Origin of the sequence: Paenibacillus vini, from assembly GCF_018403325.1 — a bacterium.
Taxonomy (GTDB): domain Bacteria; phylum Bacillota; class Bacilli; order Paenibacillales; family Paenibacillaceae; genus Fontibacillus; species Fontibacillus vini.
The window spans coordinates 1,941-20,825 of record NZ_BOSL01000010.1; the positions used below are offsets into that span (position 1 = coordinate 1,941).

Here is an 18,885-nt window from a genome sequence, read left to right on the forward strand (position 1 = left end):
GGTTGGTGTTGGTGTTGGTGTTGGTGTTGGTGTTGGTGTTGGTGTTGGTGTTGGTGTTGGTGTTGGTGTTGGTGTTGGTGTTGGTGTTGGTGTTGGTGTTGGTGTTGGTGTTGGTGTTGGTGTTGGTGTTGGTGTCGGTGTTGGCTTCGGCGTCTTTGTCGGTTTTGGAGTCTTTGTCGGTTCTGGCGTTGGTGTTGGTGTTGGCTTCGGCGTCTTTGTCGGTTCTGGTGTTGGTGTTGGTGTCGGTGTCGGCTGCGGTGTTTTTGTTGGTTTTGGTGTAGGCGATGGGGTCGGAGGACAATCCGGCGTTGGGGTCGGCTTTGGTGTCTTAGTAGGATACGGGTGATATCCCCCTAAAGTGTTATACTCAGTCCCCCCCTGACTTTCTTCTTGTTCATCAGACGTAGCATTTACTGCATTGGCCGTTCCTAATACCAAGCCGGCAGCCAATGTTGCCGCAAGGGCGGTCCTTGCTTTCATTCTCATTCAGCCCACTCCCAATACAATTGATATACAGTTTCAAGAACCTATTTCCCTCTCTTATATTATTGGACTACAGCTTGCCTTATGCCTATCCGTATACTTATTGGAACATTCCAAAATTGTATAGGCTGCTTATAGGTATTATTGTTTCTATCAGCTATGGCTGCTCTCCCCCGGATAAATATCGAACCTGCTTGTAAACCCACAATCGGCTTCCCAAAAAATTCAGGACGAGCGTTATGCAGGTGACCCCCAGCTTGGCGATCAATACAGGTATCCCTATTGTTGAAACCAAAATTTTCAGCAATACTACGGAAACAACAAGAACGATTAAATTTAGCACAACAAACCGGACTAATCGCCTTGAGTCGAACAAGTGGCTTGTTCCTTTCGCTTGTTGATCACGAAAAGTATACCTTGTATTCAGTAAATAACTGTTTATCATTCCCGCCGAATAGGAGAGCGCTTGGGCCAAAGCATTCCCGATCCCCAAAGCGGCGAATACTGCAAACAGGGCAACATCCACGGCTGTATTGGCTAACCCGACCAGATTAAACTTAAAAAATTGTAAAAAAGATGAACGGAGGCGCTTAACCGGCATATTCCTCAACCTGTTCCCTCAGTCTTTCTTCCAAATAAGGTGACTGCCTCCCCGAAACGTGATTGTCATCGTATTCAAAACCTACTTTCTCGCGAACGATATACAAGGGACGATCCTTCGTCTCATCGTAAATCCGCCCAATGTACTCTCCCATCACGCCAAGGAGCATCAATACAATACCGTTAAAGAACAGATTAATCGCTACAATGGAAGCCCAGCCTGGGACCATGCCAAGCTCCAGCCATTTTTGCAGCAGAACCACGAACAGGTACACGAAACTGGAAAAAGAGAGCACGAAACCAACGTAGGAAGCTATTTTCAACGGCTTATGGGAAAAGGATGTAATTCCGTCGGCAGCAAAACGCAGCATTTTCCGCAAAGGATATTTAGTAACGCCGGCAAATCGTTCTTCCCGAACGTATTCCACCCGGGTCTGGCGAAATCCGGCCCATCCGACGAGACCGCGGACAAAGCGGTTCTTTTCTTTCAATCCTTTTAGCACGTCGCACACTTTACGATCAATCAACCTGAAGTCGCCGGTATCCAAAGGAATATCAACCTGCGTCATTTTGCCGAGCAAACGGTAAAACATCTTGGCGGTCACTTTTTTAAATACGGTCTCGCCTTTGCGCTTCATTCTCTTTCCATAAACGACCTCGTAGCCTTCCCTCCATTTATCGAGCATCTCCAAAATAACTTCCGGCGGGTCCTGAAGGTCCGCATCTATGATCACGATCGATTGTCCGGCAGCATAGTCCATCCCTGCGCTGATAGCAATCTGATGGCCGAAGTTTCTGGAGAATTGGATTAACCGAACTTTGGGATCGCGCCGGCAAATGGCTTCCACAATTTCCGCAGTCCGGTCCACGCTTCCGTCATTCACAAAAATAAGCTCATAGTCCTCCTCCGAGCAGTCCATAACCCGCTTTAAGCGGTTATAAGTATGCTCAATGACCTCCTCTTCATTAAACATCGGAACGATCACGCTGCAGCCAATCGGCATTACTATTCCTCCTTCTCATCTATCAATTGAACGCAGCAGGCAGCTTCGGGCTTTAAAGCCTAAAACAACCATGAAGGAAACCAACGCAGAACATGCTCAATATAATTCGAACTGACCTGGATGCCGGACAACACCGGATAGAACATGGCGAACAACAGGATCGCCGCGGTCATGAACGCTTTTCTGATATAGCTGAGATGGGGCCGCTTTTCTTCAATTAACTTCACGACGTATACGATGGCCAGGATCAGAAACGGTACCATGGCAAAATAATGGTATAAAAAGGTTTCCCGAGAAACGAGCATCCAGGGAACATACTGCGCCAGAAAGGCGATCCAAACGACATAGACGCCCCGGTCCTTTCGCTTAAGCGAAAACCATAGAGCGGCAATCAGCATGAACACGCCGACCCACCAGATCAACGGATTTCCCATCGCTACAATGCTAGACACAATTCCAGGGTAATCCCCTTCCCCGCTGAAATACCAGACCGGCCGTTTCATAAAGGGCCATTCCCACCAGGAGGAGGCAAAAGGATGACTGCCCACTAGACCGCTATGATAACTGAACATATGCTGTTGAGCCTGAATCAGGCTGCGCCATGTGAACCCTTCCGATGAAGCCGAGAGCGGCGGAATAAAGGACAAAGCATAAATGAATGCCGGAATCATAACAAAAAATACGAGACAAGCTCCAAGCGTGATCAGAATGTTTTTTGAAAATGAGGTTGCGATTCTCCGATAAATCCGGAGGTGTTGGCCAAAATCATCTGAGTCCGGATTCGCGGCTAAGGCTCGCTTGGCGGCCGCATATTCCCGGTAACGCATATACAACGATATTCCCAGCATCACCGCCAGGCCTGCCCCGCCATACAGTACGATCCATTTAGCGGCGACCCCGATTCCGAAGAACAGCCCCGCCCAGAATAGCGGAACCAGCGTCTTGCCGATTCCGATTTTGTTGAAGTTCATACTGGTATAACGACTCATAAAGTAAAACATCAAAAGGATAAAGAATACGCCGAATACATCGATCGTGGCGATTCTGGTTTGGGTGAAATGCATGAACTCAGCCGCAAATAACACGGCGGACATCACCGCAAATTTCCGTTGGCCGAAGATACGAAGCGCAAAGGCATAAATCAACGGCAGCATAGCTGCTCCGAACAAGGTGCCGATGATGCGCCAGCCGAACGGATTTAATCCGAATACTTGAATGCCGACAGCGATGAGCAGCTTACCCAGCGGAGGATGTGTGTTTTCGTAGGGAGGAAGTCCATGTAAGTATTCATAAGCGGTACGTGCATGGTAAATTTCATCAAAGTACGTGCCGTCATAAAAATCCGGCTTTATCTTCGCGGTTGACGGTTCATCAAACAGTCGGCCGATTTCCCCGTCCTCTAAAGTCGCGCCCGAAGGCTCATGGATCTGGCGGATAGGAATAGGAACCTGGCCTCCCGTCTCAAAAAATGCCATTTCATTTAGGGAGAAGCCTGCCTTTTCCACTGTAAACTTCGCATATCTGGTCTCAAAACCAAGCGGAAGGCTCTTCCACGCGAACACATCACTGATATCCCCGGTGACCTTCAGAGGTCGCTCCCATGTTATCCCATCCAATCCGAATTCCAGTTTGAAGTCTCCAGACCCGATGCCGCCAAAAAGATTCAGTCGCTCTACCCGCTTTACATCACCTAGGTCCACGTAAAAACTTTCGCCCGCTTGTGGCGTCCATCCGCTCTGCGGCGCCCTAAGCGACCCTAACTGAAATAAGGAGACTGCCAAGTACACTAGTGTGATTAAGCCAATCCAATTCCATTCCTTGATGCGACGGAGAAAAGTAAGGCCTTTACTACCGGTACCCGCATGGTCCGGGGGCAACGCCAGCTCCGCCAACAGGCTCTGATCCTCAAGCTGTCGATCCTCATCCGTTCGAGGCATAAGCGGTTTGATTCTCTTTTTAACGTAAATATCAAAACCGAGGTACAACATATATCCAAGCAGCGCCACATTCGCAATGGAGCAAATCAGCACGATTCCATCATTTCCGGGGCTGGACCCGGCATTTAAATATTTCAGTACATAGGCCGCGTTCACATATTGGGTCAAGCTAAATCCCGTAAAAAGCGCAAGCAATCGGCGATCCTTGATCTGAATAAAGCTGAACAGGCTTAATATTAAGGCCGGAAACATATAGCGCTCATGCATTTTCGTCCCCAACACGAACAGGATCACAATCAATGCCATGGCGATAAAATAGGAGCTGGAAAGATCACGTTTTGGCCCTTGTTTTCTAAAGGAGATATAACACACATAAGCAACCGCTGAGAGAATCGCCAGGAGTCCCCACACGCGGAACGTTAGAAATAACCAGCTGTTATCAAGCGGTGACCAGTTTTGTCCAAACAACGCATAAATATTGAAGGCATTCACGGACGCATAAGGATACGAAGAAAGAGTTGTGCGATAAAGAGCGATCAATCCGGAGAGCCCGCCTTGATTCCAGAAAAAAGGCAACGCCAATAAACCGAACACACAAATTCCGCACAAAATACTCCTTGAGATCCGCTTGGCATCCCGATAATACAAACAAGCAATCAACCATACCGGCGCAAAGATGACTGCTTGCGGTTTGATCAGCATCGCGATAGCCAGCCATACCGCAGACCATTCAAAGCGGCGCTCCGTCAATGCCAAGATGGAGATGAGAAGAAACAGGACGAAAAATGAATCGACTTGACCCCAAGCCGAGGAATTGACGAGGACGGCCGGGTTCCACAGATATAGAATAGACAGAGCGAGGGCGATTTTGCTTCCCAGTGTTTTGCCGGCAGCCCGGTAGATCAAATAACCTGTAACCAGATCCGCCAGAATGGACGGCATTTTAAAGAGCAATTCCGCCCCTGCCGATCCAAAATCCATTCCTAACACGCTGCGGATAGAACCTAGCACATACAGGACGTAAATATAACCCGGCGGATAATCCGCAAACATCCCTTCATTATAAAAATTGCCGATCCCGCTTTCCGCCGCATGGTTGGCCCATGCCATGAAGGTGTTCATATCGGTTTCAAATCCATCCACGGTCAAACCGATTCCGATCCGAAGCAGCAGCGACGCGCCTATCATAAATGCGAACCAAGCATGTTCCTGGCTCACCGCTTCCCCGAGCCGAGCTTGTTGGCGACGCAGTACTTTTTGATACAAAAAGACGAATAACAGACTGAACATTACGGAAAACAGCATGATAGGCAGTATCGATACGTGGACCGCCGCATTTCCCGTTTGATCTTGCGGCTCTGCCGCCGCTTCACCAGCATCCCCTTGCGGCGGATCGGTGGTCGGCGACTCCAGCAAGACCGGATTCACTCCTTCCGGCAGTGTTCCGGCTTCCCGAACGTCCAAATCATCGAAGTACGCTTTTCCCGTATTCAGTCGGCCGTATCCGCCAATGCCAGCGGCAACCGTGAGCTCTTGCTGCTCCGGTCCGGTTTTACCGTAAAATTGCAGCTTTTTCCACTGCCCCTCCGAATCCTTCAGATCCGGGAAAGCTCCGCCCACGCCCAGTGGAAAAATAGTCGCTCCGATCTCTCCACTGCCCATTTGCACGATTTGAACCCAGCCCGATATGACATAATCCGTCTCCGGCTTCACCGAAATTCGTTGTACCCATTTCGCGTGATTGGGCTGGATATTATCCACTACGGCGGCCGTATTTCCCGAATGGGCCGTATCCCGTACGATCCCCAATTGACTTGCACCCTCGGTCTGCACCCATGCATCCCGGCTCCAGTGATCCGGGGAATCCGAAACCGAATCCAAGTTCTCAAACCCTGCGTTTTGCAGCAAATTCCCTTCCTCTGCATGTAAAACTCCAGCCGGAAGAAAAGTCAGCATCCACATCATTATCGCGGCCATAACCGCCTTCGTAATCTTTAACACGACCCTTGCTCACCCCGGATTTCAATGCATTTATATATTTTAAAAATATATGCACCGGGACAAAGGTTATGCCGGAATCGCGCTCAAGGTTATATCCGCAGGCCGCCGCAATACAAAAAAAACCCGCCATCCGGTTGATCCGGTTTGGCGGGCTTCCTACATTATATTAATGTTGGTTTATTAGCCTTGGCTTCCAAGGAAGACGTAGCGGAGAACGATAAGGATGGCCAGCACCCACATCATCCAATGTACTTTATATTTTCCTTTTGTACGAAGGTTCGCAATCAGTGCGAGCACGACATAGAACACGATCCCGAAGGAAATCCCGTTAGCGATATTGTAAGTGAAAGGCATCATCGTAATCGTCAAGAAAGCCGGGATCGCCACAACCATATCATTGAAGTCGATCTCACGAATCGATTGAAGCATCAGTACGCCTACAATAATCAGAGCAGCCGCGGTAGCGGAGCCAGGAATAAGCGCTGCGATTGGAGCCAGGAACAGAGCAAGCAGGAAGCAGACCCCTGTAGTTACTGCCGTCAAGCCGGTACGTCCGCCTTCGGCAACCCCTGCCGTACTTTCTACATAAGCGGTAGTAGTCGAGGTACCGAGCATAGCACCGCCTGTTACGGCAACAGCGTCAACCAGCATCGCTTTACCAACGCGTTTTTTGCCTTCTACAGGATCCTTCATGAGCCCGGCGCGAGTCGCCGTACCTACCAGCGTACCGAAGGTGTCGAACAATTCAACGAAAGTAAAGGTAACGATGGCCGAAATAATGCCCGTATGGACAATACCATTCCAGTCGAACTTCATAAAGTTAAGCTCGGAGAAATCAGGAATCCATTTAGCTTGGCTAGTCGATACCGAGTTGAAATCAACGGCACCCATCAGCATGGCAATAATCGTAGTTCCGAGAATCCCGAACAGAATAGCGCCGCGAACTTGAAGCACCATCAGAACGCCGATCAGGAGCAAGCCGATAATGGCGAGTTGCACGTCGGTGTTTTCCAGGCTGCCCAAGTGAATTACAGTTTCAAAAGAAAGAACGTCGGTAAATGTATGTGCCGGGATGTCATTGCCGGCTTCTACGCCGACCGTCATCAGGCCGCTGTTTTTCAAACCGACGATGGTAACGAATAGCCCGATCCCGACCGTAATCGCATGCTTCAGTGAATCCGGAATCGCGTCCAGAAGCATTTGGCGGACCTTGGTTATCGTCAACAGGATAAAGATCAAACCGGAAATGAATACGGCGGTCAAGCCCATTTCCCAAGTGAAAGGATGGTCCGTAGAAGCGGACGAAAGCACTACAGAGGCAAAATAAGCGTTCAGACCCATACCTGGTGCAAGTGCTACTGGGAAGTTAATAAAGAGACCCATGGCGATCGTGAAAATACCAGCGGCCAGAGCCGTCGCCAAGAAAACAGAATACCAGCCCATGTCGATCTGACCGAAAGCCGTCAGTGTGTTTGGGTTGACTGTAAGGATGTAAGCCATGGCCATAAACGTGGTGAGACCGGCCATAATCTCCGTACGAACCGTTGTACCATTCTGTTTTAACTTAAAAAAACGATCCATGATTCTAATACTCCTCCTTATTAGTTCGCGTTCAAAAAGTCGACTTTTCAGCGCCGAGAAGGTTGGATGAAGTCGCGAGTGAGTAGCGGAGCGTAGGCAAAACCTACGTGAGCAACGGAGCGATCGACTGAATTCAAGATTCGATGCCGAATTTACTTCCAGAGCTACTTCGCGATCAAAAGATGACTTTTTGAACAACATTACTTATGAGTCGGAAACGACAAAAATCCCGAGGTTAGATCATCCCCGGGTACCGTACAGCCAGAAGAAGCGCGAAGTAAAAACTCACGGACAGGTTCACTGATTCTGGAACTCTAAATCCGTCACCCTCAATATCGAAGGGTTTCGCTTCTTCTTTTCGTAGCCAGATCATTTACGGTGACCTCGTAGAGACTTCCGGGCCGATTCCCGGAATTATACGAAAAGCATAAAGTTGTAATTTGTCGAATCTTTCCGAAAGTCTTGGACTCAAGACCTATTACATGACTTATTCTAGGCTCGAACAGGCAGATTGTCAACTAAAAAAGCGAATATTATTTTATGTATTTGCTGGTATTGTTCGCATTTAGCGCATTTTTGAAATATATTGTTTAAATTCATGTTTAGTGTATTTGTTTTTCGCTGACAGGATTCGACAATTCAGATAGAAAACGGCTCGTTTTGGTGGAAGGCGCATAAAAGGCTGTCCCATAAGTCTGTATGTTGACTTATGGGACAGCCCCTTTTGTATTGCTGGCTATTGCGCAAAGTAAGCAAGAAGCTTGGCGACTTCAGCGCGAGTGATGCTATTCTTAGGTTTAATGGACCCATCCTCATAGCCGCTTACCACGCCTGCTTTCACTAGCGCGTTCACCGCTTCTTTTGCCCAAGAAGATACGGCTGCATCATCTATGAAGGCTTGTTGATTACCTGAAGCATTCAATTTATCTTTTGCCATTTTATAGATGATCACAAAGACTTCTTCTCTAGTAATTTTTTGATTCGGCTTGAAGGTTCCGTCTTGATATCCCCCAACGATTCCCGCCTCTTTAACTGCACCGACACAGCCCGCATACCACGCATCGGATTTAACATCCTTAAATGCGCTTCCTCCTGCCGTGGACTCCAGCTGCAGCAGTCTGCAAACCAAGGTAACAAATTCTGCTCTATTAATCTCTTGATTTGGCTTGAAGCTTCCGTCAGGATATCCGCTGATAATATTCTTACTTGCCAATTTCTCAATTTCTTTGCTGGCCCAATGATTAGTTAGATCAGTGAACTTAGGAAGAGCCGGGGGTTGTGGTGAAGTCTCAAGGGCTTTTGGTTCTTCCGTTGGTTTTTGTTCTTCATTAGGTACTGCAGGCTTAACCGCCCCTGAATTGCCGGAGCCGCCAGTGCTTCCTCCGCCGGAGCTGCCACCGCTACCCGGATTGCTGCCGCCGGAGCCGCCGCCGTTCCCCGGATTGCTGCCACCGGATGGATTCTGAACGGTTACTGCGCTTTCTGCGCTGAAGCCGCCATCCTCTGTTGTCACTCTTATCGTTGCCGTTCCAGCCTTAATTCCTTTAACATTACCTTCTTGGTCCACCGTTGCTATTCCTTCATCACTGCTGGACCATGTCACCTTCTTATTTGTTGCATTTGCCGGAGTGACGGCAGCCTTTAATTGTGTTGATTTGTTAACCTCCAGGGTGAGCGTCTCTTTATCCAAGGTTACGCCTGTTACTTTAATGATTTCCGGCTGCGGCACCTCTCCTCCTTCAACCGTTACAACAGTCTCTGCTGCGAATCCTCCGGCATACGCCTTAACGATGGCGTAACCCGGCTCTTCAGCCTTGATCCGCACGCTGGTTGTACCTTCAATGACATCGTACACCGACTCGGTAACGGTCACGGCACTTCCTTCAACGATAAATGTTACATTTTTATCTGACGCTGTGTCCGGATTGACAGTCGCTGTCAACGTATCCGAATCGCCTGTTTCCAGCGCAATTTCGCCTTTATTCAATGAGACTCCCTCAATAGGAACGAAAGAGTCGTCTCCGTTGTACGCTTGTAATTCAATATATTGCAGTTCTGCCGCTCCGGTAGCCGCAGGATCATACGCAATTCTTATTGTGTTCTCACCTGCATTTAATGTGATATCCGGGGTGAACGGGGACAGCTTCCATCCAGTTGGAGCGGATGGATACTTGTACTGAATCGTATTGCTTGTATCTCCGTTAATCGTATATTGATGAGGCACCTCCCCCCAATGGACTACATTATAGACAGACATCTTGTATTTTCCCGCAGTTGGAACATTCACGGTAAACGTAACCGCGCCATCCTGATTCCCATCCGTTCCCTTATCGAAAAATCCGATAACATCACCGTAGACTACTTTGGCCGGTCCCTCAAATTGAGGATGGCTGTTTTTGATGATAAATTTTATAGGTGCAGATACATTCGAAACGCTTACATAAATTTGAGCGGTTACGTTATGTCCCATTGCTCCCTTAAAACTGACAATAACCGAAGTGGTGCCGCTGCCTTTCGCTGTAATTTTACCATTCGACACCTCCGCTACATCCGGATTCGAATTGCTATAATCCGCTAGAGCCGTTACGTCCTCGGTATGTCCATCTTCATATTCAGCGATAACCTTGAAGGATTCAGTGCTGCCAAGATCGAGCACAGGCTTATTGTTGTCCACAATGAGCTTCTTCACCGTAAGCTCTGCCTTCAAGTTTTTGACTTCAACGTAGATTCCATATGTTTTTCCTTCATAGCTAATATTAATATTTGTAGATCCGTAGTTTACTCCAGTAACAACACCGCCGCTTATATTCACAATCCCTTCCTGTTCCGGGACCGCCGAAGCCTTGGCTGTTACATCTTCACTGGTTCCGTCAGCGTATATCGCTTTGACTGTGATGTTCGCTGTATTGCTGCCGGAAGCGATGTCAATTTTTTGTTTATCGATCGATGCGTTAATCGCTACAAGGTCATTTCGATCACTCTTTTCTTGGAACTGCCAGTAATCGAGGTTAAATAGACGACCTGTTCCCTCACCTCTAAATACCATATACAGATTATGGACACCTTCAGCTCCGGAAATGGATGTAGTCAGTGTTTTCCATTGATCCCATCCGCCCGTAGAAGGTACTGGTAGCGTTCCGATCAGTTCACCGTCGGCTTGATCCAGCCGCAATTCAATGGTCCCTCCCTTGGAACCGCTTGCAACATTGACGGTAAATGTGCCGGCGCCTTTTTCCCCAAAGTCTACATCCGCTGCCGCGATCCAATCCCCATCGTTTATATCGGTAACCTGTAGATTGATGCTCTCGACCATGGCTCCCGGCTGTGTGGTCGGCTCAGTAGATATTCCACCATTCCAAGCTATCGTTTCGGCCTCAACCCTGCTGTAAGGATTTAAAGCTTCTAATTGGCCAACACCTTTATTCTCCATTTGAAGCGGGGTGATTCGTCCGGTGTCTGGATCAATTTCAAGCTCTGTAATGCTCGGAGAACGGTAATCCCGATGCCCGTTTTGTCCGTTGATTAATCTTTGTGCGATGTTTACTTGGCGAGTATGGTAGGTAATATACCATTTGTCTTTAAACTGAAATATCGCATGGTGGTTGTTGCCCGCATCCCCGTTTCCGAACACATGCGGCCCAGGAAGAATAGGTCCGATATATTCGAAAGGTCCCATCGGGCTGTCGCTAACCATGTAAGCGATCGTCCCTGTCGGCGGATAGCCCGGTCCATCATTGCCGCTGAAGTTCGAACAATAGGAGTAGTAATATTTACCGTTAATCTTATGGATACCGGAATCTTCAAAAATTCTCGGCGCATCAATTTCCTGCGGCGTTCCTACAATACTGATCATATCATCGTCCAACTGCACGACACGGGACGATTTCGGATTATTGGCGTCCAATCCGGTGATTCCGCCGCCAAAATACAGATAAGCCTTACCATCATCATCCACCAGGACGGCCGGGTCAAAAAGCCAAGGCACGCCGGTTGTCGTGACATTCGGAACACTTCTGTCGATGAGAGGCTTGCCGAGAGGATCATGGAAAGGACCGATCGGGGAATCCCCTACCAGCACACCGATCCCGGATGCATTGTCCGCGAAATACAAGAAGAACTTGTCCTTGCCGTCGATATTTTTCCAGGCAATGGCCGGCGCCCAAGCATTGTTCGCCCATGCCGTTCCTCCAACCTGCTTCCCAACAGGTACCCTGCCGTGATCGGTCCAGTTCACCATATCGGATGATGAAATAATCGTGATGCTGCGGGCGTTGGCGTAACTGTTATTCGTATCCGGAGTCAGCTCCCACTGAGCCTGATCATCCGTTAAATAGAGATAGAGTCTGCCGTTGTATTCCATTGCATATGGATCCGCACCATATTTGTGCGTAATCAACGGATTGCTTTGGCCTGGAAGTTTTCCGGCTGCCGGGGTTAGCTTATCGGCCGCTTGTACTTCCTGATTACCGGCAACCAGACCGGATGTCGCTGCAAGAGTGAAAATCAGCAGCATAGTCAGCCACTTTTTAGATCTTTTCATACCTTTACGCCTCCCTTTTCCATTTAGTTGTCCAACTGCTACTAATTTTCGAAAATTGTTAATAGCAGCAAGATTTAGAGATATCTTATTGTTATAACAATTCAATGTAAATAGGTTTTATTGTGTTTAAAGTTGACTTTTTTAGGTTGAAAATTTATTTAACAGACTCTCGAAGCTCCCTCCCCAAAATTTCTTGGTTCAGCTTAAATCCTCAATCAGTTCTTTGATTCTGGTCATAAAAAAAACTCCCTTCTATCTGCTAGACAACGCAGATAAAAGAGAGTAATTTTTGAACTCTATTGTTGCAAGTGTACGCGGAATTTCAATTCCACCAACGCTGTGAATTCTTGTATATCAAGGCTTCCCAGCGATCGACGGCATTAAATTTCCCCGTCCTATTCCCACTCGATCGTAGCCGGCGGTTTGGAAGTCACATCGTACACGACGCGATTTACGTTATCCACTTCGTTGACGATACGTACGGAGATCTTCTCCAGCACGTCCCAAGGGATACGCGCCCAGTCGGCGGTCATGCCGTCGATGGAAGTCACCGCGCGGATGCCGACGGTGTAGGAGTAAGTACGGGCATCGCCCATAACGCCTACGCTCTTCATGTTCGGCAGCGCCGTGAAGTATTGCCAGATCTCGCGGTCCAGACCCGCTTTGGCAATTTCTTCGCGGAGAATGTAGTCGGAATCACGAACGATCTGCAATTTGTCCTCAGTAACCTCGCCAAGCACACGGATCGCCAGACCCGGTCCAGGGAACGGCTGTCTCCAGACGATCTCGCTAGGGAGACCAAGTTCCTCACCGACTTTGCGAACCTCATCCTTGAACAACGTATTAAGCGGCTCGATCAGCGAGAACTTCATATCCTCAGGCAAACCGCCTACATTGTGGTGGGACTTGATCGTTTGAGCCGTAGCTGTACCGCTCTCTACGATATCCGTATAGAGTGTGCCTTGAGCCAAGAACTTGAAGTCGTCGAACTTCGCCGACTCTTCATCGAAGACATAAATAAATTCATTGCCGATAATTTTCCGTTTTTGCTCCGGATCATCGACGCCTGCCAGTTTGGACAGGAACCGTTCGCGGGCATCGATCTTGACGACCTTCATATCAAACTTGCCGACAAACGTCTCCATTACGCTCTCGGCCTCACCTTTACGAAGGAGCCCGTGATCGATAAACATGCAAGTAAGCTGATCGCCGATCGCTTTATGGATCAGCATTGCTACAACAGAGGAGTCCACGCCGCCGCTAAGTGCGCAGAGAACCTTTTGGTCCCCCACTTGCTCGCGGATTTCGCGAACCTGATCTTCAATGAACGTCTCCATGCTCCAGTTGCCTTCGCAACCGCAGATCTCGTAAATGAAGTTCTTGATCATTTCATTGCCATGAATGGAGTGACGCACTTCCGGGTGGAATTGAACTCCGTACATTTTGCTCGCTGTATTGGCAAATCCGGCGATCGGTGCGTGCTCGGTAGAAGCGTCCACAACGAAGCCTTCAGGCAGTTCGACCACATGGTCGCCATGGCTCATCCAAACGGTCTGTTTTGCGTCCAAGCCCTTCGTAAGCGCGGAATGTTCAGCGAAATCAACGTCCGCTTTCCCATACTCGCGTTTTGCGGCGCGTTCCACTTTACCTCCAAGCTGCTGGGCCATCAATTGCATGCCGTAGCAAATACCGAAGATCGGAATGCCAATATCGTAAATGGCTTTATCGATATGCGGCGCATCTTCAGCGTATACACTGGATGGTCCGCCAGAGAATACGATCCCTTTCGGCGAAAGTTCACGAATCCGTTCTACCGGCGTATTAAACGGCAGCAATTCGCTATACACGCCCAAATCGCGAATCCGTCTGGCAATCAGTTGATTGTATTGTCCTCCGAAATCAAGAACGACAATCATTTCATTTGGCTTATTCATTTCCGAGCCTCCCTTAATTCATGAACCTAATTATACGAAACGACAAAAGAGCTCGTCAAGGAAGACCCGGCGGTAATTCAGCGTCCCCGGTAAGCCAAATTCCGGCAAAGCTTCAGAAAGTCTCTGCTCTTGGTCCGATCCATTCCGGCTGCCCCGTAATATAGGTTCTCCCAAATCATCACAAAGCTTTCCAAATTCACACTCTGTTCGCCAACTTTGGCATGAATCGAACTTAGGTATTCTCTTGCGGTCATCCCCGAGGTCTTCGGTCCGTAAGCAAGGTGGATTTCCTTCCAAACGCGGTCAGCCGCCCGCAGCAATTCGCTTCTTTCCGGAAACCTCCGGCGCCGTTTCAACATAAAGAGCCACATGAGATAAGAACCTTCACGAAGCCAGGTCCTTCGGTAAATTATAGCCGTATACAGCACAAAGCCTATCCCCAGCGCTACGCTTGACCAAAGTAACAAAGACTCTTGAAGCATGTTCCAGCCTGTGGTAATAAACTTAGTCAAACCATCCGACAATACACCCGTCGTCAAAAGCAGCTTCTGCCACCATCCATCTTTCTCCAGGCTATCTTTTACTCCAGCCGGTTCTTCCTGACCTGCGGCAAATACCGACTCGTAACCCGGCGTTGGGTCAAATGGAATCCACCCTTCCCCCGGGAAATAAACTTCCACCCAGGCATGAGCATCGGCATAACTGACATTAATGCGGTTGTCGTCTTCAGAGACAGGGGTTCCGGGAGCAAAGCCTTTGACCCACCGGGCTGGAATGCCCCCGCTTCGGAGAAGCACGGTCATCGCGGTGGAGTAGTGATCGCAGTAGCCTTGTTTTTGCCCGAACAGAAAATAATCGACGAAATCATTCCCATCCGGCGGTGCCTCCGTATCCAGGCTATAAATATAATGCTTCTCCAAATAATTCATTACAGCCACTACCGCATCATACCTGCTGGCATGGCCTTCCGTCAGAGCAGTCCCCAGCCGCTCTACCCGTTCCGGTAATTGATCCGGAAGCTGAAGCTCCCTGGCGGTAATCTCCATGGGGTCATCGCCTTGGGCCAGGCGAAGCCGACTCGCAGAGACTGCCGGCACTTGAGCCGTCAGCTCATATCCATAGAGCTCCTGCTCCGGATAAGCCGGTTCAAAATAGTTAGCTCCCGTTCCATCATCATACCGGGAACTGACAGCCGCAGACTCTGCCTTTAGATTCTCGGCGAAAACCTGATCGATACTCACGGTACTGCCGCCGCTAAAGAACGGGACCTTACCGGTGACCGGCTGCTTAAACATAACCGATTGTTTAATAATGGCGGAACCGCTATCGGGAGATGTCTCCCAAGATTCGGCGGTTTCTTCGGTGGCTTCTTCGGCGGCAGTTCCGGCAATACCCGCGATACCTTCACCTTCGATAGTTACTCCATCAGCTGCATTCGCATCCTCCGTTGTATTCGACCAGGCCACCAGGTGTGAGGCTGCAGGAGATGAAGCCCAGCCCCGACCGGTATAAACGCTCTTGCTCTCCCCGCGCCAATACGTATTTTGCGGCGATACCGCAGTGAAATACGTCTCATGGCGGAGACGCAGCGGGGCCCCAAGCCGGGAATCGTCCTTGCTGTACCCGGACACAGCATAGCTGGTTTGCGGCCGGTCCGATAATTCAGAGCCGCTCCACCCTTCAAGAGCCTGTACAATTTGATTCCATGGAATGTTCCGTACCGGCTGAATCGGAAGGAGCGAGCTCAATAACAAAGCGCCCAGCACGCAAAACGCCGCCACGACGCTGCCGAAGGGAATTCCGCCAGGCTTGCCGCCAATATGCAATTGATTGCGGAACAATAAGGCCTGTAGAATAAGCCCCCACCCTGCGGAACGGATAAGTCCCGAGTACACGGGCACGTTTCCCGCAAATTCGATAGCAATCAAATACAGTAACGTTGCCAGAAAAAAGAGCATTATACTATGCTTGCCGAGCGCCAGCATCTGTACGGAGACGACAAGCAGCGTCCAGCCGATCAGCAGCAGGAGCGCTCTGGATTCCTCGCTGATTCCGTACAATCTGCCGGACTGAACAATCTCCGTAACATCGGCGACGATCAGTCCGGCATAGTCCACAAACCAGGACATCCCGGTCTCTTGCCCGTACAAATACAGCAGAGCGCCTGCCACAAGAACTACAGGGATCGGCGCATACAAATAAGTCGGCAGCCGTAAGCAGCCGGCAGCTAGCAGAATGCCGGTGACGCCCAGGAACAATGCGATGAGCCGGTACGGCTCACCGCCCAAAAAAGAGTGCAACGGATACAACCATTCCCCAAACATGCCAAACAAAAGCACAGACAGGAATAAACGCTGTCCGGTTTCTCTTAAGGACCGTCTACGGCTTGACGCGAGGGGGCGTACCGAAGAACCGTCATATATCCCGGCGGCAGGACCGCCAACGCCGGTTTGCGCTCTAAGCGATGCCATGCTTGGCCCCTCCTTTCGGCGCCACTGATACTCCGCCGATATAACGCGTCAGGTCTATAAGGACCAAGCCTTTTTCCAGCAAAGCTTGGGCCAGGCGGACTGATTCGGCATTCCCCTTCGTTCCGCATGCGTACCAGATTTCCAAGGCAGCCCCTCGCTCTGCCAGCTGTAACGCCGCTTCGCCCAGTTCCGGAGTCAAATGGCCCGTAATAAAAGTCAGGCTTTGCCTATGCAAAGAAGCATGCGTCCTCCGCAGAAGCTCGGAGCCCGATAAGCCGGGGTCCAGCGTGGTACCTGCCAGAAGGTCGAGGCCCTCTTTGAGACCGCGGCTGCCCGAGAAAGTCGGAGCCGCCTTGATGGCAAGCTCGCTCATGCCCCCATGGCGGAAGCAGACTTCGCCGGTACGCCCGAGCTCCCGGCTTAACCAAGACGCGGCCGCTGAAACGGCAATTTCAAACCCACCGGTAGGGTTTCCTCTCAGCACCGCCCCGCTCCCATTCCCGCTACCTTTTCCTGCCCGATTTCCGCCAAGGCTCCCCGAATAAGAGCTCATCGCATTATCCAGCAGCAAACAGCGGGATTTGGATTCAGCCGGCTCGGGAATGCGCGTAAGCAAGAGGCCTTTCTTGGCTGAACTCTTCCAATGAATCCGGCGGAGCGGGTCCCCCGGCTCATAAGCCCGAAGCCGGCCCGCAGCGAAATCGGCCTCCGACTCGGCATTTCGCACTGACCCTTGCTCGTCCCCATCAGGGTCGGCAGCGCTGGTCCCTACAAGTTCAACGGGCAGCGGCGCAGGGTGAATGACGAGAACATCATTCGCTTCTGCGCGCAAGGAACGCTTGAACCATCCGAAGGAATCTCCCCAAGTGATCCGCACGGACTGCCCCGCATATACCCCTCGGCTCGTTTCTCTCATTAAATAAGTGCCTGTAAACTTCCGTTTCCAACCGCCGAAGGCAAGCTTCCCGCCTTGCGGCTCTTGATCATTGCCTGGCTCCGTCTCCCGCGAAGCCGACCATTCATCCTCCGCCTGCATCCACAAAGGCATAAAACCGCCGGAGAGCGTAATGGTCAACGTAACTTCAACTTCCTCTCCCGCTCGGGGATTCAGGGGATGCCAGGTCCGTTCTACTTTGGCTTGCTTAGGTCCAAACCATTGAACCGCCGCTCCTTGAATAATTACGATGACTAACAGCAGCAGCAGAAAAAGAAGCGATTGGCCGCCCTTCCATCCATAGAGGGCTCCCAGCGAGCCGACGGATATTATTGAAATCAACCACGTCCAAAATCCGTTCTTCATCGGGATCCCCCCGCCGCGGGGACATGGCTGAACAAAGGCACCTCCGCCCGGTTAAGCAGGTCTGCCACGGCCTGTTCCGCGTGAACGCCCGACAGGACTGCCTCCGACTTCAAGACAATCCGATGGGCAAGCACGGACTCGGCAACGGCTTTCACATCATCCGGGATTACATAAGTTCTGCCTTTATAATAAGCCATCGCTTGGGCCGCTCCCATCCAGGCCAGCGTACCGCGCGGACTGATTCCAAGCGACAGCTGGCGGTGGCGCCGGGAGGCATCCGCGACGGAAACCAAGTATTTTTTGATCCGGTCGTCCACCAGAACGCTTCTTACCTGTAGCTGCATATACCTCATTTCCTCGGGTACAAGAACCGGTTTGATCTCCACGGCAGCTTCCTGCCCACGGCTCAGCATCTCGATTTCCTGTTCCGGCATCGGATACCCCAGGGTCAGCCGCATCAAAAAGCGGTCAAGCTGAGCCTCGGGGAGCCTGTATGTCCCCTCGTATTCAAGGGGATTCTGCGTGGCCAGCAGCAGGAAAGGCTGAGGCAGCGCTCTCGTAATTCCGTCAACGGTCACTCTGCGTTCCTCCATCGCTTCCAGCAAAGCTGACTGGGTCCGAGGAGCCGCGCGGTTGATCTCGTCCGCCAATACGAAATTGGCATGCACCGGACCCGGACGAAATTCAAATTGCCCGGTCTGCGGCTGATATACTGTAACCCCCGTTACATCCGTAGGTAAAAGGTCTGAAGTAAATTGAATCCGCCCGAACGAACCGCCCATACAAGCGGCGAGCGTCCGAACCAGCAGCGTTTTGCCGACACCTGGCACATCTTCGAGCAAAATGTGGCCGCCGGACAGCATCGATACGACGGCAAGTTCAATTTCCGTCCGCTTTCCGACAATAACGCGTTCCACACGTCCCACCAGTCTCTCCAGAATCTCGCGAGCCTGTTCGTGAATCATCTTTAATCCCTCCCATAAGAAAACAACAAATCTATCAACCAGTTTCCCCAAAAACTAGTCGTCATAGAC

At 50.3% G+C, this 18,885-nt stretch carries 10 protein-coding genes and 1 riboswitch; of the genes, 1 reads left to right on the plus strand and 9 read right to left on the minus strand.

Translation table 11 applies throughout. The features are described from left to right. Positions 1-346: hypothetical protein (locus KJS57_RS15490; protein WP_213655497.1), on the plus strand; the 346-nt coding region annotated here is incomplete at its 5' end. A gap of 294 nt (positions 347-640) precedes the next feature. On the opposite strand, the gene KJS57_RS15495 is transcribed toward KJS57_RS15490, so the two are convergent. The 9 genes from KJS57_RS15495 to KJS57_RS15535 all read right to left on the minus strand — a co-directional run bounded on the left by KJS57_RS15495 (position 641) and on the right by KJS57_RS15535 (position 18,816). After that, positions 641-1,084: a GtrA family protein gene (locus tag KJS57_RS15495; protein ID WP_213655498.1), complete on the minus strand. Its 444-nt coding sequence runs from the start codon at positions 1,082-1,084 to the stop codon at positions 641-643. Next, on the minus strand, positions 1,074-2,087 hold the full coding sequence (locus KJS57_RS15500; protein ID WP_213655499.1) for a glycosyltransferase family 2 protein: 1,014 nt from the start codon (positions 2,085-2,087) through the stop codon (positions 1,074-1,076). The genes KJS57_RS15495 and KJS57_RS15500 overlap by 11 nt, the downstream gene beginning before the upstream one ends. Positions 2,088-2,146: 59 nt before the next feature. Beyond that, complete coding sequence (locus tag KJS57_RS15505; protein WP_244861584.1) at positions 2,147-6,025, minus strand: glycosyltransferase family 39 protein; 3,879 nt, start codon at positions 6,023-6,025, stop codon at positions 2,147-2,149. 180 nt (positions 6,026-6,205) lie between these two features. Then, on the minus strand, positions 6,206-7,606 hold the full coding sequence (locus tag KJS57_RS15510) for an NCS2 family permease (RefSeq protein ID WP_213655500.1): 1,401 nt from the start codon (positions 7,604-7,606) through the stop codon (positions 6,206-6,208). Between the two features lie 341 nt (positions 7,607-7,947). Then, positions 7,948-8,048, minus strand: a riboswitch (purine riboswitch). A gap of 294 nt (positions 8,049-8,342) precedes the next feature. Further along, complete coding sequence (locus KJS57_RS15515; protein WP_213655501.1) at positions 8,343-12,146, minus strand: S-layer homology domain-containing protein; 3,804 nt, start codon at positions 12,144-12,146, stop codon at positions 8,343-8,345. A gap of 395 nt (positions 12,147-12,541) precedes the next feature. After that, positions 12,542-14,080 carry a glutamine-hydrolyzing GMP synthase gene (gene guaA / locus KJS57_RS15520; protein WP_213655502.1) on the minus strand — a complete coding sequence of 513 codons (1,539 nt, stop codon included), beginning with the start codon at positions 14,078-14,080 and terminating at the stop codon, positions 12,542-12,544. 77 nt (positions 14,081-14,157) lie between these two features. After that, on the minus strand, positions 14,158-16,551 hold the full coding sequence (locus KJS57_RS15525) for a transglutaminase-like domain-containing protein (RefSeq protein WP_213655503.1): 2,394 nt from the start codon (positions 16,549-16,551) through the stop codon (positions 14,158-14,160). Beyond that, complete coding sequence (locus KJS57_RS15530; RefSeq protein ID WP_211023617.1) at positions 16,538-17,851, minus strand: DUF58 domain-containing protein; 1,314 nt, start codon at positions 17,849-17,851, stop codon at positions 16,538-16,540. Before KJS57_RS15530 ends, KJS57_RS15525 begins: the two co-directional genes overlap by 14 nt. After that, on the minus strand, positions 17,848-18,816 hold the full coding sequence (locus KJS57_RS15535) for an AAA family ATPase (protein WP_211023619.1): 969 nt from the start codon (positions 18,814-18,816) through the stop codon (positions 17,848-17,850). Before KJS57_RS15535 ends, KJS57_RS15530 begins: the two co-directional genes overlap by 4 nt. Positions 18,817-18,885: the final 69 nt, after the last annotated feature.

Bases quoted from the DNA above. Each gene is read 5' to 3' on its own strand.
- KJS57_RS15495 (WP_213655498.1), bottom strand. From the start codon at position 1,084: ATGCCGGTTAAGCGCCTCCGTTCATCTTTTTTACAATTTTTTAAGTTT.
- KJS57_RS15500 (WP_213655499.1), bottom strand. From the start codon at position 2,087: ATGCCGATTGGCTGCAGCGTGATCGTTCCGATGTTTAATGAAGAGGAG.
- KJS57_RS15510 (WP_213655500.1), bottom strand. From the start codon at position 7,606: ATGGATCGTTTTTTTAAGTTAAAACAGAATGGTACAACGGTTCGTACG.
- KJS57_RS15515 (WP_213655501.1), bottom strand. From the start codon at position 12,146: ATGAAAAGATCTAAAAAGTGGCTGACTATGCTGCTGATTTTCACTCTT.
- guaA (WP_213655502.1), bottom strand. From the start codon at position 14,080: ATGAATAAGCCAAATGAAATGATTGTCGTTCTTGATTTCGGAGGACAA.
- KJS57_RS15525 (WP_213655503.1), bottom strand. From the start codon at position 16,551: ATGGCATCGCTTAGAGCGCAAACCGGCGTTGGCGGTCCTGCCGCCGGG.
- KJS57_RS15530 (WP_211023617.1), bottom strand. From the start codon at position 17,851: ATGAAGAACGGATTTTGGACGTGGTTGATTTCAATAATATCCGTCGGC.
- KJS57_RS15535 (WP_211023619.1), bottom strand. From the start codon at position 18,816: ATGATTCACGAACAGGCTCGCGAGATTCTGGAGAGACTGGTGGGACGT.